This is a genomic window from Niallia sp. FSL M8-0099 (assembly GCF_038006945.1).
In the GTDB taxonomy this organism is placed as follows: Bacteria; Bacillota; Bacilli; order Bacillales; family Cytobacillaceae; genus Niallia; species Niallia circulans.
Genome location: NZ_JBBOWF010000001.1, coordinates 1,540,136 through 1,563,092, shown reverse-complemented (window position 1 = coordinate 1,563,092; position 22,957 = coordinate 1,540,136). Strand labels below are relative to the sequence as shown.

The 22,957-nt window shown below is 35.8% G+C and carries 20 protein-coding genes; 1 reads left to right on the top strand and 19 read right to left on the bottom strand.

What is annotated here, in order from left to right:
* Positions 1-83: 83 nt before the first annotated feature.
* The 7 genes from pgsA to yfmF form a co-directional block, all read right to left on the bottom strand.
* Positions 84-662 (bottom strand): CDP-diacylglycerol--glycerol-3-phosphate 3-phosphatidyltransferase, encoded by a 579-nt coding sequence (gene pgsA / locus NSQ92_RS07270; protein WP_047940068.1) that lies wholly within the window; start codon positions 660-662, stop codon positions 84-86.
* Positions 663-778: 116 nt separating this feature from the next.
* Positions 779-1,663, bottom strand: a complete 885-nt coding sequence (locus NSQ92_RS07265) for a helix-turn-helix domain-containing protein (protein WP_047940067.1) — start codon at positions 1,661-1,663, stop codon at positions 779-781.
* Positions 1,664-1,683: 20 nt separating this feature from the next.
* The gene (locus NSQ92_RS07260; RefSeq protein WP_047940066.1) at positions 1,684-2,475 is read right to left on the bottom strand and encodes a YmfK family protein; all 792 of its coding nucleotides are present in this window, start codon (positions 2,473-2,475) and stop codon (positions 1,684-1,686) included.
* Positions 2,476-2,915: 440 nt separating this feature from the next.
* Positions 2,916-3,173: a DUF3243 domain-containing protein gene (locus NSQ92_RS07255; protein WP_047940065.1), complete on the bottom strand. Its 258-nt coding sequence runs from the start codon at positions 3,171-3,173 to the stop codon at positions 2,916-2,918.
* Between the two features lie 94 nt (positions 3,174-3,267).
* Positions 3,268-3,990, bottom strand: a complete 723-nt coding sequence (gene ymfI, locus NSQ92_RS07250; protein WP_047940064.1) for an elongation factor P 5-aminopentanone reductase — start codon at positions 3,988-3,990, stop codon at positions 3,268-3,270.
* A gap of 83 nt (positions 3,991-4,073) precedes the next feature.
* Positions 4,074-5,357, bottom strand: a complete 1,284-nt coding sequence (gene yfmH / locus NSQ92_RS07245; protein WP_047940063.1) for an EF-P 5-aminopentanol modification-associated protein YfmH — start codon at positions 5,355-5,357, stop codon at positions 4,074-4,076.
* Positions 5,357-6,637 (bottom strand): EF-P 5-aminopentanol modification-associated protein YfmF, encoded by a 1,281-nt coding sequence (gene yfmF / locus NSQ92_RS07240; protein WP_047940062.1) that lies wholly within the window; start codon positions 6,635-6,637, stop codon positions 5,357-5,359. Before yfmF ends, yfmH begins: the two co-directional genes overlap by 1 nt.
* Before the next feature lie 814 nt (positions 6,638-7,451).
* Here yfmF and gpmA point away from each other — a divergent pair.
* Positions 7,452-8,243 (top strand): 2,3-diphosphoglycerate-dependent phosphoglycerate mutase, encoded by a 792-nt coding sequence (gene gpmA / locus NSQ92_RS07235; protein ID WP_047940061.1) that lies wholly within the window; start codon positions 7,452-7,454, stop codon positions 8,241-8,243.
* 122 nt (positions 8,244-8,365) lie between these two features.
* Here gpmA and NSQ92_RS07230 read toward each other — a convergent pair whose 3' ends face one another.
* The 12 genes from NSQ92_RS07230 to dapA all read right to left on the bottom strand — a co-directional run bounded on the left by NSQ92_RS07230 (position 8,366) and on the right by dapA (position 22,951).
* Positions 8,366-9,328 carry an ABC transporter permease gene (locus NSQ92_RS07230; RefSeq protein WP_061796649.1) on the bottom strand — a complete coding sequence of 321 codons (963 nt, stop codon included), beginning with the start codon at positions 9,326-9,328 and terminating at the stop codon, positions 8,366-8,368.
* On the bottom strand, positions 9,329-10,387 hold the full coding sequence (locus tag NSQ92_RS07225) for an ABC transporter permease (protein ID WP_047940058.1): 1,059 nt from the start codon (positions 10,385-10,387) through the stop codon (positions 9,329-9,331).
* Positions 10,380-11,915, bottom strand: a complete 1,536-nt coding sequence (locus NSQ92_RS07220) for an ABC transporter ATP-binding protein (protein WP_095257536.1) — start codon at positions 11,913-11,915, stop codon at positions 10,380-10,382. Before NSQ92_RS07220 ends, NSQ92_RS07225 begins: the two co-directional genes overlap by 8 nt.
* 266 nt (positions 11,916-12,181) lie before the next feature.
* The gene (locus tag NSQ92_RS07215) at positions 12,182-13,249 is read right to left on the bottom strand and encodes a BMP family lipoprotein (RefSeq protein WP_061796650.1); all 1,068 of its coding nucleotides are present in this window, start codon (positions 13,247-13,249) and stop codon (positions 12,182-12,184) included.
* Positions 13,250-13,315: 66 nt separating this feature from the next.
* Positions 13,316-14,047, bottom strand: a complete 732-nt coding sequence (locus tag NSQ92_RS07210) for a GntR family transcriptional regulator (protein ID WP_047940055.1) — start codon at positions 14,045-14,047, stop codon at positions 13,316-13,318.
* Between the two features lie 367 nt (positions 14,048-14,414).
* The gene (locus NSQ92_RS07205) at positions 14,415-16,751 is read right to left on the bottom strand and encodes a DNA translocase FtsK (RefSeq protein ID WP_095257537.1); all 2,337 of its coding nucleotides are present in this window, start codon (positions 16,749-16,751) and stop codon (positions 14,415-14,417) included.
* 141 nt (positions 16,752-16,892) lie between these two features.
* The gene (locus tag NSQ92_RS07200; RefSeq protein WP_341152509.1) at positions 16,893-17,081 is read right to left on the bottom strand and encodes a hypothetical protein; all 189 of its coding nucleotides are present in this window, start codon (positions 17,079-17,081) and stop codon (positions 16,893-16,895) included.
* Between the two features lie 80 nt (positions 17,082-17,161).
* Positions 17,162-17,374, bottom strand: coding sequence for a YlzJ-like family protein (locus tag NSQ92_RS07195; RefSeq protein WP_047940053.1), 213 nt, complete (start codon positions 17,372-17,374; stop codon positions 17,162-17,164).
* Complete coding sequence (locus tag NSQ92_RS07190) at positions 17,371-18,108, bottom strand: ClpP family protease (protein ID WP_047940052.1); 738 nt, start codon at positions 18,106-18,108, stop codon at positions 17,371-17,373. The genes NSQ92_RS07195 and NSQ92_RS07190 overlap by 4 nt, the downstream gene beginning before the upstream one ends.
* A gap of 298 nt (positions 18,109-18,406) precedes the next feature.
* Positions 18,407-20,080 carry a ribonuclease J gene (locus tag NSQ92_RS07185; protein ID WP_341152911.1) on the bottom strand — a complete coding sequence of 558 codons (1,674 nt, stop codon included), beginning with the start codon at positions 20,078-20,080 and terminating at the stop codon, positions 18,407-18,409.
* A 192-nt stretch (positions 20,081-20,272) separates the two neighbouring features.
* Positions 20,273-21,610: an amino acid permease gene (locus NSQ92_RS07180; protein WP_047940051.1), complete on the bottom strand. Its 1,338-nt coding sequence runs from the start codon at positions 21,608-21,610 to the stop codon at positions 20,273-20,275.
* Positions 21,611-22,087: 477 nt separating this feature from the next.
* On the bottom strand, positions 22,088-22,951 hold the full coding sequence (gene dapA, locus NSQ92_RS07175) for a 4-hydroxy-tetrahydrodipicolinate synthase (RefSeq protein ID WP_047940050.1): 864 nt from the start codon (positions 22,949-22,951) through the stop codon (positions 22,088-22,090).
* Positions 22,952-22,957: the final 6 nt, after the last annotated feature.

Sequence of the window (22,957 nt, the reverse complement as noted above, 5' to 3'; positions counted from 1 at the left end):
GTCTGTTCATAAAGAAAGGACGTCTCTTTATAAAGCAATATTCGCTTGTCATAAATAGATGTCCTTATTTTTATTCCTCTATTTTATTTGGATGAAACAAAAGCCTGTTTGTTTTTTGCAAAATAATCCCAGCCAGACCAAATTGTAAAGATCAAAGCAACCCATAGTGCAAGCTTATCAAACGGCAGTGAGACAAGTTCAAAAATCATATTATGTAGTAAAAGGGCTGAAATCGCAACTATTTGAGCCCAAGTTTTAATTTTCCCAAGCATATTTGCTGCGACTACCTCTCCGCCGCCAGCTAATATTAAACGTAAACCGGTTACTGCGAATTCTCTGCTGATAATAACAATCGTAATCCATGCAGGTGCCATCTGCAATCCTACTAAAACAATTAATGCAGACGAAACTAATAATTTATCTGCTAAAGGATCTAAAAACTTCCCTAAATCGGTTACTAGATTATACTTTCTCGCAAAGTGTCCATCAATCCAATCCGTTGTCGATGCTAGAATAAAAATCAAGGCTCCGATAAAATGTGTCATCGGTAAGGTAACACCTAAAAATGTTAGTTCTCCCCATTGAAAGTCCACTAGCATGATGACTAGAAAGACGGGAATTAATAAAATTCTTGCTACGGTAATCTTATTTGGCAAATTCATCTTACATCCTCCATTACCATGACGTTAATCGTCACTTTCATTAAAAATAAATTAAAAACATTAGTATTATAACCTAATTACGATATAATAGCGAAAAATAGTCATCGAATCGATGACTATTCTTCTTTTATATTTTTAATAACAAGATCTTGTCTAGAGGATGAATCACCAAGCTCTAATTTTTCATCATTGACAAAAACATCAACTTGACTATTTCCAATTACAATACGTGCTTCTGTCTCTTTTGATAAATCTTCTTCGTGTGATTCAGCTCCACCCTTTTCAAGGATACCTTGGAAAAAAGAATAGTTTTTGCCATTTTGGATATCAACCCAAACTTTTCCTGTTGCTACAAGCTTAACAACAAACTTCTCAGCATTTTTCACTTCATATGTTGTCGTTCTTCCCGCTGTTTCTTTTTTGGTAATCTCTTGTTTTGGTGCCTCTTCTTCTACTTTCTTCTCTTCTTCTTCAACTACTTGTTCTTCCTCTTTATTAGCATCCTCATCAATTGCTTTTTCTTTTTCCTTTTTATTTAATGCATCTGATTTCATATAAACAGAATTCGGTTCCGTATCACTACTAGACTGTTTTTCTGGATTTGAATCTTTTGCATACACAAAATACCAAACCAGGAAAGCAACAGCCAATACAAGAATAGCAATAAGAATAGTTGGCAAGATATCAAATACTTTAGAAGTGGCTCCGTCTATTGCGCTTCTTGAATTTACTCTCGATAAATTTTGCGGTAACTCATCATTTACCGTTGTTGGTACCTCGGCTTTATACTCTTCAAATATTTCTTCTGGAACCAAATCTACTGCTTCTGCATATTGTTTGATAAATGCCCGTGTATAAAATTTACCTGGCATCATACTATAGTTACCTTCTTCAATGCCAACTAAATAACGGACTTGAATTTTGGTAATCTCTTGTAATTCTTCTAACGTTAGTCCTTTAGCTTCTCTAGCTTCTTTTAATCGATTTCCTAATTCACTCACAAGATAACACCTTCCAACTACTAAAAATCAAAACCCTCGAATTCACTTTCTAAGGCAAGAGTATTTTTTTTATGAACATCATAAAGAATCTCCTCGCCTGGCTCATGTCTTAGCTCAATAATATAATCAAAATCATCTAAAGTGTATTCTGTATTATGTACAAAGGCATCAGGATGTTCTACTACTTTTATACATGGCAGGCGCATCACTTCTCGAACAACCGCCCAATGTCGCTCATTAATCTGTTTAGAAGAAACAATTCCATCAATGATAAATAAATTGTTTTCATTATATTCTCCCTGCATTAAGGAATGGCGGATAGTCTGCTTTAGCAAAGTAGAACTTACTAAAAGCCATCTCTTATTTGCACAAACGCTTGCAGCTACTATGGACTCCGTTTTACCTACCCGCGGCATCCCTCTAATACCTATTAATTTATGGCCTTCTGTCTTAAATAATTCGGCCATAAAATCTACTAACAATCCTAGCTCATAACGAACAAAGCGAAATGTTTTTTTGTCATCTGCATCTCTCTGAATATAACGACCATGTCTAACTGCAAGTTTATCTCTTAAAGAAGGTTCTCTAAGCTTGATTACTTTTATTGTGTCCATTGTATAGAGAATAGATTCTAACCTTTTTATTTGTTCCTTATTTTTGGCTAACATTAATAAGCCACGCCGTCCATCGTCTACCCCATTAATGGTGATAATATTGATTGAAAGCATCCCTAGTAATGAGGAAATCTCCCCTAGTAGGCCAGGTCGGTTTTTTTGAATTTCGTATTCTAGATACCATTCCTTCTGTTCCAAAAAAATCCTCCTACAACTAGCAAGTGAAATTTTCTAGTCTTTTAACTTCTATCATATAGCAATAGTATAAATAATCAAGAAAAAAGGGGTCAAAATAGAAAAAAAGATGGACTTTTTATAGAAAGGGTGCATTCTAGGAAAATAAGGTATTCTTTTTTATCTAAAATCATTGGTTTCTGCTATTGTTACTTGATTTATTTGCAGGCAATTGCTTCTATTTGTTTCTTCCTTTATTTAAATGAACAGTGTGGAGATATACCTTTTTAATAGAGGAGCTTTTCTCCCTATTTCCTTTTCTATTTTGCTTTCTTGCTTTTGGTCAGACAGGATTCCCATCTATTAAGCATATCATCTTGATTAGAATATTTTTACATAACAAAAGAAAGAAGCTCGATAAATAGCTTTTCTATTTATCGAGCTTCTATGATTGCCACTAATAATTATTTTGTTCCGTTATTATGCACTAATTTTACCATCATATTTGCAATCGCATGCTGTTCTTTTTCATCTGCAACTGACCATAAATCGGATAAAATCTTTTCTTGTTCATTCTTAGGTTGAACTTGATTAGACAGATAATCTCCAATTTGAAAAGCAAGATCTCCTATTGCTTCCTGATTCATTCCCTCATTTTCAGCATGATGAAGACGATCTGCTAAAAAGTCTTTCCATTGATCCCAATTTTCTAAAATAGACATCATGAATTACTCCTTCCATTGCTTAAGTGAATTACATCATTATTTTGGTTTGTTCGATGAAATAATATGCATGAAAATCTTTTGGAAAAGCTATCTATACATGCCATCCCCCATTAAGTGAAAGGACTTGTCCTGTCATATAAGAAGATTTTTCCGATAATAGAAAGGCTACGCTTTCTGCTACTTCTTGCGGACTTCCTAATCTCCCCATCGGGATTTCCTCTGCCATCAACTGCATTTCTTCAGGCGAAAAAGATTGAAGCATGTTCGTTTCAATAGCGCCAGGAGCTACTGCATTCACTCGAATACCATTAAAGGCAACCTCTTTACTTAATGCCTTCACAAAGCTAATCTGGGCGCCCTTTACAGTTGAATAAGCAACTTCCATTGCTGCTCCTACTTGGCCCCATATACTGGTGATCACGATAATATTACCATATTGTCTAGAAAGCATTTTCGGTAATAATGCTTTTGTTATACACATTAATGAATGAACATGGACATTCCATAGGGCTTTCATTTCCCCTTCTTCCAAATCCGTCAATAAACCATATGTACTTATACCACTTGCGTGAACGATTCCATCTATTGTGAAAATACTTTCGAGAATTTTTTGATAGTCATTTTCTTGTTGTAAATCTGCTTGTATAGGTAAGTATTCTCCGCCATTCACTGCTAGAACTTCTAATAATTCCTTTATTGCTTTTTCATTTTGATGATAATGTAAGTAAAGAGAATAGCCTTCTTTTGCTAATTGTTTTGCAATTGCTTGTCCAATCCCACCAGATGCACCGGTAATTAAAATCCATTTCCCCATTTTTTTCTCACTCCATATACTTTTACCTATAAATCTAAACAGCAACAGACACAAAGAAATAAATTTCTTTGTGTCTGCCATCATTATTTCGGCACTACTTGGCAAGATGTTAGTCTTTCTTCTGCTAAAAATTTATTAGCCGCATTTTTTATATCCTCTACTGTTATTTCTTCGACAGCAGGCACCACATCAAATAAATTCATTTCATTGAAAGCATAGCGTGTAAATTGGTTAGCGATATATTCTGGTGAATTAATCGCACGTAAGAAAGCGCCAATTTTCTTTTTCTTCGTTCTTTCTAACGTCTCGCTGGCGAAATCCATTGTTTTAGCTTTCATTAAAATTTCTTTAATTGCAGCTTCTAACCGATCAGGATCACTCGTATCCCCACCAATCATCGCAAATCCAAATCCGTGCTCCTGTGTGTAATCATAAGAAAAAGTATCATCAATTAAGCCTTCTTGGAAAAGATTTTGGTAGTTTTCAGAGCTTTCACTAAATAGGAAATCTAATAATAAATTGATGCTCCACTCTTGTTTCATCATTTCTTTTCCGGACTGCTCTACATTGATTCCTTTTATCCCAACAAGACATTTAGAAGTGTGGACGTTCATTTTTAAAACTTGCTTGTCCTTATTAACATGTGCAGGCTCTTCTTTAAATTTACGTTGAATTTCACTATGATTTGTATAGTCTTTTTTACTTTGATTTTCTCTTATCTGAGCCATATATTCCTCTGGATCAACAGGTCCTACAATGAAAAGAAGCATATTGCTTGGGTGGTAGAACGTATTATAGCACTCATACAACATATCTTTTGTGATATGTGAGATGGATTCAATCGTTCCAGCAATATCAATTTTCACAGGATGATGGACATACATATTTTCAATTAATCCAAAGTAAAGGCGCCAATCTGGATTATCATCATACATCGTAATTTCTTGTCCGATAATTCCTTTTTCTTTTTCTACCGTTTTCTCCGTAAAGTATGGCTCCTGTACAAAATTAATAAGCGTTTCCAGATTATTCGCTACATTAGAGGTACTAGAAAACAAATAGGCTGTTCTTGTAAAAGACGTAAAAGCGTTAGCACTTGCCCCCTGTTTACTAAAATCTTGAAAAACGTCACCTTCTTCTTTTTCAAAAAGCTTATGCTCTAAGAAATGAGCAATTCCATCAGGAACTTGAGTGAATTCGGATCCCTCAAGAGGAATAAAGGTGTTATCTACAGAACCATAGTTTGTTGTGAATGTACAAAACGTCTTATTAAACCCTTTTTTCGGCAAAATATATACCTTTAAGCCATTTGCTAATTTTTCATAATATAGCTCTTCTTGCAATTGAGCAAATTCTATTTTTTCCATTATGCATTTCCCTCCGATCCCGTTAAGAAATAAATGGTGTCTAGTTCGATCTTTTTAGCGGCAGCAATGATTTCCTCTCTGGAAACTTTACTCATATATTGAAGCCAATCGCCCATCTCTACATAATTATCACTTACACTATTATGGTAGAACAGTTCAATCATGCCACGGGAAGTATCCAATGTTTCCAGCATTTGATTATGAATCACCGCTTTTGTCTGCATTATTTCTTGATCGGAAAATTCGCCTTTTTTCATTAACTCCATTTGTTCCTTAATAATCTTTACTGCCTTATCATAATTGTTATTATCTATTCCTGACATTACTAAAAGCAATCCTTTATGACTTTCTAAACGACTTGCTGCATAATAGGCAAGACTTTCTTTTTCCCTGACATTAATAAATAGCTTAGAATGCGAGAACCCGCCATAAATACCATTAAGTACTTGAAGGGCAAAATATTCTGGATCTCCATAAACTATATTTGTGCGGAATCCCATATTTAGTTTTCCTTGTTTAATATCTTGAACTTCACGAACCTCTTTTACTTCCCTAGTTTCATACGTTTTTCTACGATCAATTGATTGTGCAGTTCTTTCTTTAAATGGAAATAAATCCTCAATATATGCTCCTATCTCTTCTTCTTTAATATCGCCGACCATATACAAATCAATCTGATCCTCTGCTAACGCTTTTGTATAATAGGCGTAAAGGGATTGTGGGGTAATGCTGTCAACCTCATCCTTTTCACCGTACACACTTAATGCATAAGGCTCATTTTCACACATAACATCAATTACCCGTTGATTCGAATATCGCATTTTATCGTCATAGATGGATTGAATTCTTTGCTTTAATGCACGTTTTTCATTCTCTATAACATTTTGGTCAAAACCACTTTCTGATACATTTGGCTGAAAGATTACCTCAGATAAAAATTCCAAGCCTTTTTTTAATAAAGGAGCTGGGTCTGAGAGAAACTTTTCATTTGCAATTTCTAAGGAGAAAGAAACAATGTGGTATTCCCCTTTTTTAGCAAGATCGATAAAAAAAGTAGCTCCGTACAATTCTTCTATAAAGGAACGAAGCTTTGCCGTTGTCGGATATTTCTTTGTACTATTTTGCATCACATAAGGAAGAAGGGCCCTGAGTGTGGAATTTTCTTTTGTAATAGGGGTCCGCCATTTCACCACAATCGTATTCGTTTTAAATTTTTCAGTCTTGACTGTATGTAATTGAAAGCCGCTATATTTTGTAATTTTTTCCGTTGCTATGCTCATAACATACCTCCTCATATACTTACACTAATCATACACTACTTACTAGTATTAACTCTATTTATATGGTTATTCTCATAAAGTCTAGATTAGGATGATTTTCCTCTAAACTTATATCTTTCTCCTTTGCTTATTTCTATTCCTTCTTTATCATATAGCTTAAACTTATAATAATAGGATTTTGCCTCTATTTCTGAAAGTCTTTCATCGACGTTCCCATTGAAAAATTGCCTAAAGATACCTTTTTCTCTCCTTCCACTCATTATGAATGATTAAGTCAATCGAACGAACACTTGCCCCACCCCATCTGATAATAAAAAGAAAGAGTGGTGTTCGTTCACCCTCGATTGAAATCGTGTAGCTAGTTACTCCTTTACTCAGCTCTCTATCAAAGCTCTTACCAAGCTAGGTATAGTTGCCTTTGGAATGTTTTTCAAACTTAATAGCTCCCTAGCCCTCCCCATTTGTAAAACCAGCGATTCTAGTCTTTTCTGTATCGAAAATATCAATAAATTTCAGATTAGTTCCTTAATCAACCTTCTTAATAGAACTTCATCATTACCATAAATTGGTCCATTCCATAATAGTCCGATTACAAGGATAAGCAATATACTACTAAATAAAAATAATAGATTTTTTACGCTCATATATTTTCCTAACTTTATAAAAAATTAATTAAATCAATTATCAATCAAAAAAAGTTTATTCAATAATAGCGAAGAAAATAATTCTAAATTATACTTTTTCCTTTAAAAGGACGATTATTTCCATGAAAACAGGAAAAAAATAAAGAAAAGAAGAAAGGGAGAGATGCACAATGCCAAAGCTTGTTTTGATTCGCCATGGAGAAAGTCTTTGGAATGTGGAAAATCGCTTTACTGGTTGGACAGATATTGAACTATCAGAAAAAGGGTTAACAGAAGCAAGGGAAGCTGGAATTATTCTCAATCATAACGGATACACATTTGATATTGCATATACATCCTATTTAAAAAGAGCTATTCGGACATTATGGATTATTCTCGATGAAATGGATAGCATGTGGATTCCTATACATAAAACGTGGAAATTAAATGAACGGCATTATGGTGCTTTGCAAGGATTAAATAAAAAAGAAACAGCTGATCAATATGGGCTTGACCAAGTTCAAAAATGGAGAAGATCCATGGATATCAGACCACCAGCTTTAAATAAGGATGATCCCCGCTACAATATCGACGATCCAAGGTATCAACAGCTCGAAGAAGGCGAATTTCCTTTAACAGAAAGTCTTGCCGATACGGAGAAAAGAGTCCTAACTTTCTGGGATCAAGAAATTGCACCCATGCTACACAATAATAAAAAAGTAATAATTGCAGCTCATGGTAATACAATTCGCGCTATTATTCAGTATTTAGATAACGTTTCACCTGACGGAATTGCGTCTTTAAACATTCCAACAAGCATTCCATTAGTATATGAATTAGATGATAATTCCTTAAAACCTATTCGCCATTATTATTTAGATATGAACGGCGAAGTTCCTGCAGATGTGATTCCTAAACATATTCCAATTGATTTATTGGATAAAGAAATTAAAACCAAGGCAATTAATACACATGAGGAATAAAAAACGTCAGGAAAATTAGTCAGTGAAATGATTAAATAAAAAACACCCCAAAAGTTAGAATTGGTTCGTCTAACTTTTGGGGTGCACATCATTAGAAGTCTCTTTTTTATTTTCCCAAAGGATTATCTGCTACCTTTAATATAAGGAACACCAGAAGCTTTTGGTGCATCTGCACGACCGATAAAGCCTGTTAATGCAATAATAGTTAATACATATGGTGCAATTAACAAGTAAACGCTCGGGATGTTTTCTAAAAACGGTAAGCTGCTTCCAACAATACTTAAGCTTTGAGCAAAACCAAAGAAAATCGCAGCTCCCATTGCTCCAAGCGGATTCCATTTTCCGAAGATCAGGGCGGCAAGTGCCATGAATCCTTGTCCGCTAATGGTCGCATGGGTAAAATCATTTGTAATCGACTGCGCAAATACGCCGCCGCCGATTCCACCAAATGCACCAGAAAGAATAACCGCAATATAACGCATTTTGGTTACGTTAATGCCCATTGTATCTGCAGCCATCGGATGCTCTCCAACAGAACGAAGACGCAAGCCGAATGGCGTTTTATACATAACGAACCAAACAATAACAGCAACAACAATTGCTAAGTAAGAAGTCCAATATGTATTAGAGAAAAATAAGTCTCCAATCACAGGGATGTCCTTTAATAGCGGAATATCAATTTTCTTAAAGCTATAACGAATGGTACCTGTTTGTCCCTTTCCATCATAGATTAATTTTACTAAGAACATAGCAAGACCAGCTGCTAGTAGATTAATCGCTACACCAGAAACCGTTTGGTCGGCACGGAATGTAATACTTGCCACTGCATGAAGTATCGAGAATAGAGCACCGACAACCATTGCGACAAGCAAAGAAACCCATGGTGTCCAAGCGCCAAGACTATCAGCAAATGTTAAATTAAAAACAATGGAGGAGAAAGCTCCCATTACCATTAAACCCTCTAGTCCAATATTAACTACCCCTGCTCTTTCAGAAAAATTCCCGCCAAGCGCAGTAAAAATTAGTGGAGCAGCAAACAATAGCGAAGAAGGTATGACAATTAATAATACGTCCATTAATCCCATTTACTTCTCCCCCTTTTTACTTTTATTTTTACTCAATCGTTCTAAGAATAAGCGAATCATATAGCTTGAAGCAACAAAGAAAACGATTAAAGCAATAATGATATCAACCATCTCATTCGGTACTCCAGCTTCAAGCGGCATATTTAGCGCCCCTACTTTTAAGAAACCGAACAAGCATGCAGCAAGCAAGATTCCGACTGGGCCATTTGCTCCAAGTAAAGCAACGGCAATCCCATCAAATCCAACCCCTGTAAATCCACCTTTATTACTCACATATTCAAATGTTCCTAAACCTTCCATTGCTCCTGCAAGACCTGCAAAAGCACCAGAAATGACCATAGAAAGAATGATATTACGGTTAACATTCATACCAGCATATTGGGAGGCATTCTGATTAAAACCAACAGACTTTAATTCATATCCTTTTACTGTTTTCTCTAAGATAATCCACATAAGTATAGCGCATCCAACCGCAATTAAAATTCCCCAGTGCATACGGGAATAGTCTGTTAAGCTTTCTAAGAACCCAGAACGCAGACTAGCAGTTGGCGCAATATTTTCTGTACGGTCTGCTTTATCTGTAAGCACGTTTCGGATTAAATAGTTGGATACATGTAATGCGACATAGTTCATCATAATACTTACGATAACTTCATGAACTCTAAATCGTGCCTTTAAAAAGCCTGGTACAAATGCCCACAGCGCACCAGCAGCAGCAGCAGCTAATACAGCAAGTGGTAAATGAATAATTTTTGGTAAATCAAAGGAAATCCCTACCCAAACTGCAGCAAGCCAGCCAACAATTAATTGCCCTTCAACCCCAATATTGAATAATCCGGTGCGAAAAGCGAAGGCAACTGCAAGACCTGCAAGAATCAACGGAGTGATTTGGCGCACTACTTCTCCAGTGAAATAAATATCTCCAAACGCTCCATTCCAAAGGGCTGTATATGCATCCGCAGGATTATAACCTGTTGCAAACATGATAATCGTCCCAACAATAACCCCTAACAATACGGCAATAATTGGAATACTAATTTTCTTTATTGTATTAGACATTATTCTCCACACCCACTTTTTTAGCTTTCGATCCTGCCATTAATAAACCTAGCTCTTGTTCTGTTGTTGTTTTTGGATCCACTGTTGCAATAATTTCTCCATCAAAAATAACAGCAATGCGGTCACTGACATTTAAAATTTCATCTAATTCAAAGGATATTAATAATACCGCTTTTCCTTTATCTCTTTGTTCGATTAATCGTCGATGAATAAATTCAATTGCACCTACATCCAGTCCCCTAGTTGGCTGGGCAGCAATAAGCAAATCAGGGTCACGATCTACTTCTCTACCAATGATTGCCTTCTGCTGGTTACCCCCAGAGAGAGCTCTCGCTGGTGTGTGTATACTTGGTGTACGGACATCAAATTCTTCAATTAACTTGCTCGCTTTTTTCTCGATTTCACCTTGATTTAAAAAGCCATATTTAGAAAATGGGCTTTTGTAATAGGTCTGTAAAGCCATATTTTGTCCAATCGAAAAGTCAAGTACTAAACCGTGTTTATGTCGATCCTGCGGAATATGACCAATCCCACTTTCTGTAATTTTCCGTGGAGAAAGTACACTGATTTCTTTGCCGTTAAGGGTAATACTTCCACTGTTTTTCTTCATTAAGCCAGTAATCGCCTCAATCAACTCTGATTGACCATTGCCATCTACCCCAGCAATCCCCACAATCTCACCTGCTTTAACATCTAGGTTAAGAGAGTTGACTACATGGACACCACGACTATCTTTTACAGTTAAATCAGAAATTTTTAATACTGTTTCTTTCGGATTTGGTGCTTTTTTTTCTGTTTTAAAGGAAACTTCACGGCCAACCATTAAGTTTGCAAGCTCATTTGGGTTTGTATCTTTTACATTATAAGTGCCAATGCCTTCCCCTTTTCTGATAACCGTAACACGGTCACATACTTCCATAATTTCTTTTAATTTATGGGTAATGAGGATAATGGACTTGCCCTCTTGAATTAACTTACGGAAGATACCAATTAATTCGGCAATTTCCTGCGGAGTTAAAACAGCTGTCGGCTCATCAAAAATCAAAATTTCAGCTCCGCGATATAACGTTTTTAAGATTTCTACTCTTTGTTGCATTCCAACAGAAATATTAGCAATCTTCGCTTTCGGATCAACTGCCAATCCATAACGCTCTGAAATTTCCTGTACTTCTCTTTCTGCTTTTTTTAAATCGATTTTTCCTTTGCTGACTGTTTCTTTTCCTAAAATAATATTTTCCGTCACCGTAAAGGTGTCAATCAACATAAAATGCTGATGAACCATTCCGATTCCTAAATCATTCGCAATATTTGGATTAGAAATATTTACGACTTTCCCACGCGCACGAATTTCCCCTTTTTCTGGCTGATATAGACCAAAAAGAACATTCATTAGCGTAGATTTTCCTGCACCATTTTCCCCTAAAAGTGCGTGAATCTCACCTTTTTTTACTTGAAGGGTAATATTGTTGTTTGCAACAATACCAGGGAATTCTTTACGAATATTTAACATCTCGATTACATATTCCATCTAATCCACTCCTTCTTACTTACCTTACAAGATAAATGTTATAAAGCTTAAAATACACGTATGATGTCAAAGAATTTTATTTTCTAAAACAATCCACAAAGGAAATTATGTAATTTTTATATTACGATAATTTCGACATATAAAATTTTTAATAAAGACTAGAATTAAACTTCTACTCTTTAGTTAAAATTCTATTTTTTGTCGTAAAAAAGGAATAAGTGTTTGCCATGCAAACCACTTATTCCTGGAAAATTAGCAATTGCTATTTACTTAACAGTATCAGGAACAGTGTACTCACCGTTTTTAATTTTAGCAGTCCATTCTTCAACAGCTGCATCAATTTCAGCTTTCTTTTTAACTTCTTCATTAATTGGTGCAAGACCAACACCATCTTCTTTTAAGCCATAAACAGTAGTTTCGCCACCTGGGAATTTACCGTCTTTTGCTTTAGTTGAAATATCTTGTACCGCTGTGGAAACACCTTTTAATGCAGAAGTTAACACAATGTTGTGGTCTCCTACAACACCTTCTGCTGCTTGATCAGAGTCAACACCGATTGCCCAAATATATTTTGAAGGGTCTTTTTCTTTTAAATCACGAGCTTCAGAGAATAATCCAGCACCAGTACCACCAGAAGCATGGAATACTACATCTGCGCCTGAAGAGTACATCTTACTTGCAATTGTTTTACCAAGTTCAGGTTTATCAAATGCACCAGCATATTGTACGTCTACCTTAATATTAGGGTCTACTGCTTTAACGCCATCAACGAATCCAGCTTCGAAGCGTCCAATTACATCTCCTTCTACCCCGCCAATAAATCCAATCTTTTTAGATTCGGTTGCATGAGCTGCTGCAACACCAGCTAAGAAAGAAGCTTCTTGTTCTTTAAAAGTAATGCTTGCTACATTAGGTTGGTTAACTACAGCATCAACAATTGCAAAATGTGCATCTTTTTGTTGTTGAGAAATTTCTGAAATTGCACCTTCCATTAAAAATCCGATTCCAAATACCAAATTATAGCCTTGACGAGATAAATTATTTAAATTAGTAGCATAATCTGAATCTGACTGTGATTGTTGGTAATCAATACCATTACCTTTTGATAAGCCATTCTCTTTACCAAATGCTTGTAAACCTTCCCAAGCTGATTGGTTAAATGATTTATCATCAACACCACCGACATCTGTTACCATTGCAACTTTAAATGAGTCTTTCTCTTTATCCCCATCTGCTGCTTTATCGTTACCTTTGTCATTACTTCCGCAAGCACTTAATACAGTTCCAGCAGCTAGTACTAAAGATAGTGCTAAGCCAAATTTACGCTTCTTCAAAGCTTGTACCCCCTAGACTTTTTATTGTTATTTAGTCAAATTTTATACGATTAGTCTGTTCAGCTTCTACGAGTATATTCGTTTTCTTAATACTTGAAAGCTAAACTTATCGGATCGAAAATAATTTACTGAATAAAGAATCGGTTCATCCTTCTCATCATAATGCATCTGTTTTAATACAAGCAGTGCAGTTTCTGGTTCACATTGCAGAATGGGAGATACCTTATCGTGATATCCTATCGGCTCGATTTGTGCAACAGCGTATGTAATATGTCTTTGACTATCCGATTCCAAGAACTGAAAAATCGATTCTTGATCGTATGAAAATCGCTCAGGCAAAAATTTCTGTGGCAATTTATCTATACAATAAACAACCGGTTCGCCATTAGCTGTTCGAACTCTTTCGATAACGAGCAGTTCATCTCCTTGTAATGCAGAGAAGCGTGTCGAGTCTTCTTCAGTAGCGAACATCGTGTTTGAGCTTAGAAATATAGTGCCTGGATTCATACCTGCCTGCTTAATCATATTCGTGACACTATTCAATTGTTCTATGCCAGAATTAAACAATGGTTTACAGTTAACAAAAGTGCCAACACCATGTCTTCTGACAATGACATTTTCTTCTTCCAATGTACGCAGTGCCTCTCTTAAAGTGGCCCGGCTCACACCTAAAGTTTTTGCAAGCTCGAATTCTGAGGGGAATTTTTCTTTTTCTTTATAAATTCCTAACTCAATATCTTTTTTTAGACGATCTACTACTTGCAAATATAAATGTCTCGTATCCGATTTAATTAGCATATGATGTTCCTCCAAACATTTCTAAGACATCAGACCTCTGATGTTCAATCATTCCTACTAATCGAAAATACTATAACACTTTTTTCCTAATAAATAAATAGACTTTTAAGAATTTCGTCGAAAAAATACAGAAATGAGTAATTGTTCGGAAATCAACCGTTTTCTTTTGTATATTATTGTAAAAATAATGCATTGTTTTGTTATTTTTTCTTACATATCTTGAATGAATGTTCAGAATATACGCTAAAAAAGGACTTGAAATAGGTTATACTATTTCAAGTCCTTTTCTAAAAAATATGATTGTTTCTCTCATAACCGGTTCATTTTTTGTCCTATATGTTGGTTGAATTCAATTCATCTGCTATTATTACTGCATATTTATTTCTTCGGAACTTTTAGGCACAAGAACTGTTCTTGGTTTACTGCCCTCATATGGTCCAACTACCCCACGGGCTTCCATTTCATCGATTAATCTAGCTGCTCTCGTATAGCCAATCCGGAACCTTCTTTGTAACATACTAACAGAAGCTGTTTGCATTTCAACAATTAGTTCAACTGCTTCATGATATAGTTCGTCTTCTACAGCTCCTGTAACTTCCACAATTTCATCTGGAATCATTTCCTCTTGATATTGTGCTTTTTGCTGACCAATCACAAAATCAACCACTTCTTCCACCTCTTCATCGGACAAGAACGCTCCTTGTACTCGCACAGGTTTGCTTGCCCCATAAGGGAAGAATAGCATATCTCCTCTTCCTAATAGCTTTTCGGCTCCTCCCATATCTAATATGGTACGAGAATCCGTCTGAGAGGAAACAGCGAACGCAATTCGCGATGGAATATTTGCTTTAATAACTCCTGTAATAACATCAACTGAAGGTCGCTGAGTGGCAATAATTAGATGAATTCCGGCTGCACGGGCCATTTGTGCAAGTCGTGTAATGGCATCCTCTACATCAGATGATGCTACCATCATTAAGTCAGCAAGCTCGTCTACAATCACCACGATAAATGGCAATAGTGGCTGCTTTTCTTGTTCCTCTGCATTTATTCGTTTAATATACTCATTATAGCCTTCTATATTTCTTGTCCCTGTATGGGAGAATAAGTCGTATCTTCTCTCCATTTCACTAACAACCTTCATTAATGCCTGTGATGCCTTTTTTGGATTTGTCACAACAGGGGCCAGCAAATGAGGGACTCCATTATATACATTTAATTCAACCATTTTCGGATCAATCATCATTAGCTTTACTTCATGAGGTTTTGCTCTCATCAATATACTTGTAATAATCCCGTTAATACAGACAGATTTACCACTTCCTGTTGCTCCGGCAACAAGTAAATGGGGCATTTTATTTAATTCCGCGCATACGGCTTCCCCTGTGATATCTCGTCCAAAAGCAATCATCAGCTTCGAATCAGGCTTATCATTTTTACTTGATTCCAATACTTCTCTTAGTGACACAACAGCAACTTCAGAGTTGGGAACTTCAATCCCGATTGCTGATTTTCCAGGAATAGGTGCTTCAATGCGAATATCCTTTGCTGCAAGAGCTAAAGCTAAATCATCGCTTAAATTAACAATTTTACTTACTTTTACCCCTTCGCTTGGATGAACTTCATACTTCGTTACCGCAGGTCCTAAATGAACCTCTGTTACTCTAGCTTTTACGCCAAAGCTATGAAAGGTTCTTTCTAATTTAGCAGCGTTTGCGTGAATTTGCTCATATTCCCCACTCTGATCTGCCTTTCTCGGCAACTTTAATAGTTTTAAAGGCGGGAGTTCATAATCCTTATTTTCTACTTCTGTAAAAGTTATTGGTACGACATCACCTAAATCGGTTTGTTCTTCTGGCGAATCTGCCAACAAGTCTTCCTGAATGACTTCTTCCTGATAGGCTCTTTCGGCAAAGGTATTAATAATTGGCTCTTGTATGTATGGCTCTTCCTCTTGAGGCGGAGTGTTCACAATAATAGAAGCATTCGTATTTTCCTTAGACTGCTGATTTTCGCGTCTTGCTTGTTTTTCTGCCTTCCGCTTTTCTTTATTTTTTTGAATCGATTCTTTCCAGTCTTTCATATCTTGCTTAAACGCTTCCCATTGATCTTGGAAAAAATTCCAGATACTTGATATAACTTTTTTAAAAGCACCACTTAACGTTTTACCAGTAAGCAGGATAAAACCGATCACAATCACGATAAAGCTGATAATCTGCGTACCTACCGTGTCGAATAAATAATGAAATAATGCAAATAAAACGGCACCAATCATACCACCGCCTAAATCGACATTAGTAGCCTCTTTATTCACTTCCATCCAAAATAATTCCCATGTATTGAATATTACACTTGGGTTTTGAAAAGCGCCTTGGCTTGCTAGCAACTTAAATAATGTTACATGGCTAAGTAATAAAATTGCACTGACAATTAAATAAATTCCATTTAATTTCGTATGAAACATATAAGGCTTTTCTCTTTTCCACATTAAATAACCACTGTATACGATAAGGCCTATTAGGCAAAGCATATACCACTCTCCAAAAAAGAAACGGAAAAAAGAAACCATTGTTTTCCCAACCGCACCGAGTTGTAAAATAGAGATAAAACTCAACGCCATAAGAAGCAGGGCTGCAAGTTCATATTGTATCGTTAATTTAAGATGTTGTTTTTTTCTTGTTTTTCTTTTTTTCCTTTTTGCCATTTGATCACCTAATATTTAAAAAGTATCTTTCTCTTTTGTAGTAAAGAAGCAGCCTTAGGCTGCTTCTTTGTTGTTCCTATATTATAACATAGTTTATAAAGGGAAACTTCTTTCCGAAGGTTTTTTTATCCTTTGCTGTTTTTATAGAAAAAGGTATGCTTTTTGGTTTGGCTGATTTGTTGTGTGCTTTGGCTGATATTTCGCTCGTTTGGCTGATTTCACGCCTGTTTTGGCTGATATTTTGCTCGTTTGGCTGATTTGCTGCCTGTTTTGGCTGATATTTTGCTCATTTGGCTGATTTGCCGCCTGCTTCAGCTGATATCCTGCCAACTCTAGCTAAAAAAGCAAAATACTAGATAAGTTTTTCCCCCTATCATTCCCTATTATCAACTTTTTTAATAAAAAAGCAATTAAATGGTTGGAATTTTTGCTCCTGGCTGCATTTCTGTCTGCAGAAAATGATTGGGATCGGTGCTAAGTATTCTTATGACTTCATATTCATTTGACTCATTTCTAGCTACTAATAAAGGAATGCCATTATAATGAATAACTTGGTGTTTTTCATAGATATCTTGGCTCATTGGAAAAATCAATTCTTCTGGCATCATTGTATACATAATCATTGGATAATCCCTTCATTCTGTTCTTTATTGACATCAATCAACTCATTGAGCTTTTTCATCGCATCCCCGACTCCGCCAACAGAGTCAATAAGTCCAGAAGTAACAGCATCATTTCCAATTACATTTGTTCCAATATCTCTCGTTAAATTTCCTTTTGCAAACATCAGGTCTTTAAAATTTTCTTCTGTAATTTTAGAATGCTTGGTCACAAAATTAACCACTCTCTCTTGCATTTTATCTAAGTATTCAAAGGTCTGTGGTACTCCAATAACCAGACCTGTTAAACGAATAGGATGGATTGTCATCGTTGCTGTTTCTGCAATATACGAATAATCACAGGAAACAGCAATTGGAACACCAATTGAGTGCCCACCTCCTAAAACAAGGGAAACAGTTGGTTTAGACAGAGAAGCAAGCATTTCAGAAATAGCTAATCCTGCTTCTACATCCCCTCCTACTGTATTCAAAATGACAAGAACCCCTTCAATCTTAGGATTTTGTTCGATTGCTACAATTTGTGGAATCAGGTGCTCATATTTCGTTGTTTTATTTTGAGGCGGTAATTGTAAATGACCTTCGATTTGACCAACAATGGTTAAACAATGTATTTTTGAATCTTGAGAAAGCTGTGGTACATTAGTTTGTCCCAGCTGTTGAATTTTTTCCATTAAGCTTGATGGTTTATCCTCATTTGGCTTTTCATCAGGCTGATTATTATTGTTAACTGAAACCATAAAGTTCTCCCTTCCTAAAACCATAATAATCTTAGTATGAAGCGAGAAACACTATTTCATGCGGGCGAAATCGAAAAGTCAATAAGTCGCTTTTACTTCTGGAATAAATTTTAAGTGAAAGCTTTTCAGAAAAATTCTTGTTAGAAGTCTTTTCCGACCTTTGGCTAAGCAGCGGTCCCCACGGTTCATCTAAATCCCAAGGAAGCTTCTCCTTTTTCAATTCAAACTCTTCTTAGATTTAAGCACGGCTAGTCCCAAACAAACTAAAAGCCCCCTTATCTTAAGGAGGCTCTCACTTTTATCTTCTAACTGGCTTAACTTCCATAATAATTGGCAAGATCATTGGTCTACGTCTTGTTTTTTCATATAAGAACTGGTTTAGCGTATCTCTAATATCTTGCTTAATTCCAGTCCAGTCGAAGCTGTCCTTACTAATACTTTTTTCTACAATATCTCTTACACGGTCTGCAGCTTCTTCTAGCAACTTCTCTGATTCGCGAACATACACAAAACCTCTTGTAATGATTTCAGGACCAGCAGAGATTTTTCTTTCCGCTTTATTTAAAGTTACAACAACCGTTAAAATTCCGTCTTGTGATAACAGCTTGCGGTCTCTTAAAACAATATTCCCAACATCGCCAACACCGCTGCCATCAATTAATACATTTCCAGCTGGAATTTTTCCGCCTACACGAAGAGTATCTTCTTTAAATTCAAGCACCTCTCCTTGTTCCGGAAGGAAAATATTTTGCGGTGGTACACCACATTCAATCGCAATTTTTTCATGTGCCTTTAATACGCGATACTCCCCATGGATAGGCAAAAAGAATTTAGGCTTCATCATATTAATCATAAATTTTAATTCTTCTTGGCTGCCATGATTAGAGCTGTTAAATGTTTTGTAGCCTGCAAGAAGTGTTGCACCTGCTCTGTATAATTTATCGATTGTTTTTCCGACAAAAACTTCACTGCCTAGGAAAGAGGATGCTGCAAATAAAACGGTATCCCCTTCCATGATGCTTACCTGCTTATGATTTTTCTTAATCATTTTTTGCAGTGCTTCAATTGGTTCCCCTTTTGTACCAGTAGTGATGATTACCATTTGGTCTTGTGTATATCCTTGAAGCTCGTTATAGGTAACGATCGTTTCTTCATCTACTACTAAATAGTTGTGTTTTAAAGCAATTTGCAACACTCTTTGTAAATTCTTGCCGATAATCGCAACTTTTCGATTTGTTTTTTCAGCTGCATCAATAATATGTTGAATTCTATTTAAGTCAGTTGCAAAACAAGCTGCAATAATCCGACCATTTGTGTGTAAAAATGCCTCAATTAAGCTTTGAGTTACAACAAAATCTGTTGTGGAATAGCCTGGTTTATCTGCATTCGTACTATCAGATAATAAAGCTAATACTCCCTCTTCTCCTATTTTGGCCATCTCGCCATAATCTGGCTTGTAAAGATCACTTGCTGTTTGATCGAATTTGAAATCACCAGTATGTACGATTGCACCTTCTGATGTATGAATAACAATCCCAATGCTATCAGGGATACTATGATTCGTTTTAAAGAATGACACTTTTGAGGAAGCAAATGTTAGAACAGTTTTCGATGTCACAATTTCGAATTGTGCTTGTCCTTTGAAATCTTGCTCTTTCATCTTTTCCTTTGTTAGTTCAGCTGTTAATAAAGTCGTATAAACCGGTACATCTAAATCTCTTAAAATATAAGATAAGCCTCCGATATGATCTTCATGTGCATGTGTTAAGAAAATTCCTTTTACTTTTTCTTTATTTTGCTTTAAATACGCGATATCTGGAATAACAATATCGATCCCGAGCATTTCATTTTGCGGGTACATTAAGCCAGCATCAATTACAAATATATCTTCGTCTACTTCGACTACAAACATATTTTTACCGTTCTCGCCCACTCCGCCGAGTGCGACAAGCTTTATTTTTTCATTTTTCATCAATTTTTGTTTCCTCCTATGTTGAGTTAAGCCGACCATTGATCAGTTATGATTATTATACTTGATGTTTAAAATTGTTTACAACCAATTTTATGAAATCTTCCTTTTTCAGGTTCATTTCATAACAATATCAGGAGGTATTTTTCTATAGTTCGCCTAGCATTCCAACGCTTTTTCCTAAAATAAAATTTTTTACCGTTTATTCAATTTAAACTTAAATATAGAAATAGCTGTCACAGCAAAAAAACAAATTAAACATGCTAGTATACTAATTCGATTCGCCTCATCAAATAAGAAACTAATGCTTATGATGCCTAAGCAGATTACAGTAAATATCGGAATATATGGATATCCCCATATTTTAAAACTTGGCTGAAATGGATATTGTTTTCTAAGCTTTAACTGCGCTAGACAAATCATAATCCAAACAATCGATACAACAAAGCCTGGGAATGCCATAAGTAAAGAAAATACTTGATCTTGTTTAAATAAAGCAATCATTGATCCAGCAATTAAGATAATACCTGTAACCATTAAACTATAAGTCGGCACTCCATTGTGGTTTACTTTGCTAAAGGCTTTCGGTCCTTCTCCCTCCGTTGAAAGAGAGTACATCATTCTTGTACATCCATATATACCCGAATTTGCTGCAGATAACACAGCAATAATTAAGACAAAATTCATAATGTGGGCTGCACCAGATAATCCAGAAATCGAAAGTACTTGTACAAAAGGGCTGGATTCTTCTGTTAACTCATTCCAAGGAATTAGTCCACAAATAATTAAAATAGGCAATGTGTAAAATAAAACAATGCGAAGAATAAAGCTTTTAATAACTTTTGGCAGTACTTTTTCTGCATCTTTCGCTTCCGTTACGGTTACGCCAATGAGCTCGGAGCCTCCATAAGAAAACATAACAATTAAAAGAGCAGAAAAAACAGATGTCCATCCATTTGGGAAAAAGCCGCCATGCTCTGTATAATTTTGCAGATAGTTTGTTTGCCCTGATGGAATAAGCCCAAATAAAACAGCAGCTCCTAATATAATAAATATAATAATCATGCCAATTTTAATTCCAGCAAACCAAAATTCAAATTCCCCATAATTTTTCACATTCATTGTATTAACGACAATTAAACCTATTGCGCAAAGAATGCTTAATATCCACAGTGGCACATCTGGCAGCCAAAACTGCAGAAAGCTTCCTGCTACAACTACCTCAATCACACATACAGCAAGCCATAAAATGCAGTACATCCAGCCAATAACGAATGCCGTCTGGTTGCCAAAGGCCTTCCCAATAAAGCCCTTCATGTTTGTATTTGGATAAATAATAGCCATTTCCGCAATACTGCCCATCACTACTAATAATAAAAGTCCTGCAAATATGTATGTAAAAATAACACCTGGACCTGCGATTGAAACTGTTTCTCCACTACCTTTAAATATCCCTGTCCCAATAGCTCCTCCCATGGCCATTAAACTTATATGTCTTGGCAGTAAGTTTTTTTGCAACTGATTATTCGCCATGACTTCTCCTCCTTATATATAACCTTATCTAAATACTCTTGTGTTCTTACTAGCCGTTGTCCAAACCGCAGTTTTTTCGATAGAGGAAACTAAGAAGACAGTTTGCGTCTTCACATGTGGACTTCCGCCAAACAAAAAATTCGCAAGACAATATAGCTAAACACTCATCTACTGCAAAAACTTCTAGTTTCTTATATATGAGAAACTTATGATTGCGCTATTTAAAAATATGATGATGTATCCAATCATAATCAAAAACTAGTTTAGAAACAAGTCTTTCTTAATAAAGATATCTAATAAAAAAGACAGAAGAGCTAGTTATCTCAGGAGGAATAAACCATTTTTGCTTTGGTTTATCCGTCGTAATAAGAGATAGCTAAGCTCTTCTGACACGTAAACATTTATAAAACTAGCAAAAAAGAATCAAATAAACTGTTATCAATAGTCCTCGTAAATATACGATATCCTTCTAATTCCTTAAATAAATTTCGCTAATTCGATTCGCTCTTCCTCTGTTAATGGCACTAAAGGTAAACGAACAGAACCCACATCAAATCCTTTTAATTGTAATGCTGTTTTTACTGGAACAGGGTTAGGTGCTTTAAATAAAACTAACATAAGAGGAAGTAATTGTTGATGCATTTTAGATGCTTCCTCTACCTTTCCATCTAAAAAGGAAGTCACCATTTCTTTCATTTCTTTGCCAATAATATGCGAAGCTACAGAAATTACTCCCGTTCCTCCTACAGATAAAATTGGTAAAGTTAAGCTGTCATCACCACTGTATACATTAAAATCAGCTGGTGTTGATGCAATAATTTTTGTGATGTTATTTAGATTTCCACTAGCCTCTTTTACAGCTACAATATTATCAATTTCTGACAAACGAATAATAGTTTCTGGTTCAATATTAACAACAGAACGACCTGGAATATTATATATCATAACGGGTAGTTTTGTAGATTCTGCAACTGCTTTAATATGTTGATACAACCCCTCTTGGTTCGGCTTGTTATAGTATGGTCCAACTACCATAACAGCGTCCACACCTGCGAGTTCTGCTTGTTTCGTTAATTCGATGGACTCATATGTGTTATAACTACCTGTTCCTGCAATGATTGGAACTCTCTTTTCCACTACCTTTACCACATGTTTAAATAAAGCAATCTTCTCTTGTTTGGATAATGTGGGCGATTCTCCAGTAGTACCAGCTACCACTAAAGAATCTGTTCCGTTTTCAAGTAAATGATTAATTAACTGTGTTGTTTTTGGAAAATCTATATGTCCCTTGGCATCAAATGGTGTAATCATGGCCGTTGACACCCTACCAAATAAACCCATCGTTCC

What these genes read in the sequence shown, in the direction of transcription:
- yfmF (WP_047940062.1), bottom strand. Translation starts at nt 6,637, where the DNA reads ATGAGCATAGCAACGGAAAAAATTACAAAATATAGCGGCTTTCAATTA.
- NSQ92_RS07185 (WP_341152911.1), bottom strand. Translation starts at nt 20,080, where the DNA reads ATGAAAAATGAAAAAATAAAGCTTGTCGCACTCGGCGGAGTGGGCGAG.
- NSQ92_RS07220 (WP_095257536.1), bottom strand. Translation starts at nt 11,915, where the DNA reads ATGGAATATGTAATCGAGATGTTAAATATTCGTAAAGAATTCCCTGGT.
- ymfI (WP_047940064.1), bottom strand. Translation starts at nt 3,990, where the DNA reads ATGGGGAAATGGATTTTAATTACCGGTGCATCTGGTGGGATTGGACAA.
- dapA (WP_047940050.1), bottom strand. Translation starts at nt 22,951, where the DNA reads ATGGGTTTATTTGGTAGGGTGTCAACGGCCATGATTACACCATTTGAT.
- gpmA (WP_047940061.1), top strand. Translation starts at nt 7,452, where the DNA reads ATGCCAAAGCTTGTTTTGATTCGCCATGGAGAAAGTCTTTGGAATGTG.
- NSQ92_RS07255 (WP_047940065.1), bottom strand. Translation starts at nt 3,173, where the DNA reads ATGTCTATTTTAGAAAATTGGGATCAATGGAAAGACTTTTTAGCAGAT.
- NSQ92_RS07190 (WP_047940052.1), bottom strand. Translation starts at nt 18,108, where the DNA reads ATGGTTTCAGTTAACAATAATAATCAGCCTGATGAAAAGCCAAATGAG.
- NSQ92_RS07180 (WP_047940051.1), bottom strand. Translation starts at nt 21,610, where the DNA reads ATGGCGAATAATCAGTTGCAAAAAAACTTACTGCCAAGACATATAAGT.
- NSQ92_RS07205 (WP_095257537.1), bottom strand. Translation starts at nt 16,751, where the DNA reads ATGGCAAAAAGGAAAAAAAGAAAAACAAGAAAAAAACAACATCTTAAA.
- NSQ92_RS07210 (WP_047940055.1), bottom strand. Translation starts at nt 14,047, where the DNA reads ATGCTAATTAAATCGGATACGAGACATTTATATTTGCAAGTAGTAGAT.
- pgsA (WP_047940068.1), bottom strand. Translation starts at nt 662, where the DNA reads ATGAATTTGCCAAATAAGATTACCGTAGCAAGAATTTTATTAATTCCC.
- NSQ92_RS07195 (WP_047940053.1), bottom strand. Translation starts at nt 17,374, where the DNA reads ATGATTATGTATACAATGATGCCAGAAGAATTGATTTTTCCAATGAGC.
- NSQ92_RS07230 (WP_061796649.1), bottom strand. Translation starts at nt 9,328, where the DNA reads ATGGGATTAATGGACGTATTATTAATTGTCATACCTTCTTCGCTATTG.
- yfmH (WP_047940063.1), bottom strand. Translation starts at nt 5,357, where the DNA reads ATGGAAAAAATAGAATTTGCTCAATTGCAAGAAGAGCTATATTATGAA.
- NSQ92_RS07225 (WP_047940058.1), bottom strand. Translation starts at nt 10,387, where the DNA reads ATGTCTAATACAATAAAGAAAATTAGTATTCCAATTATTGCCGTATTG.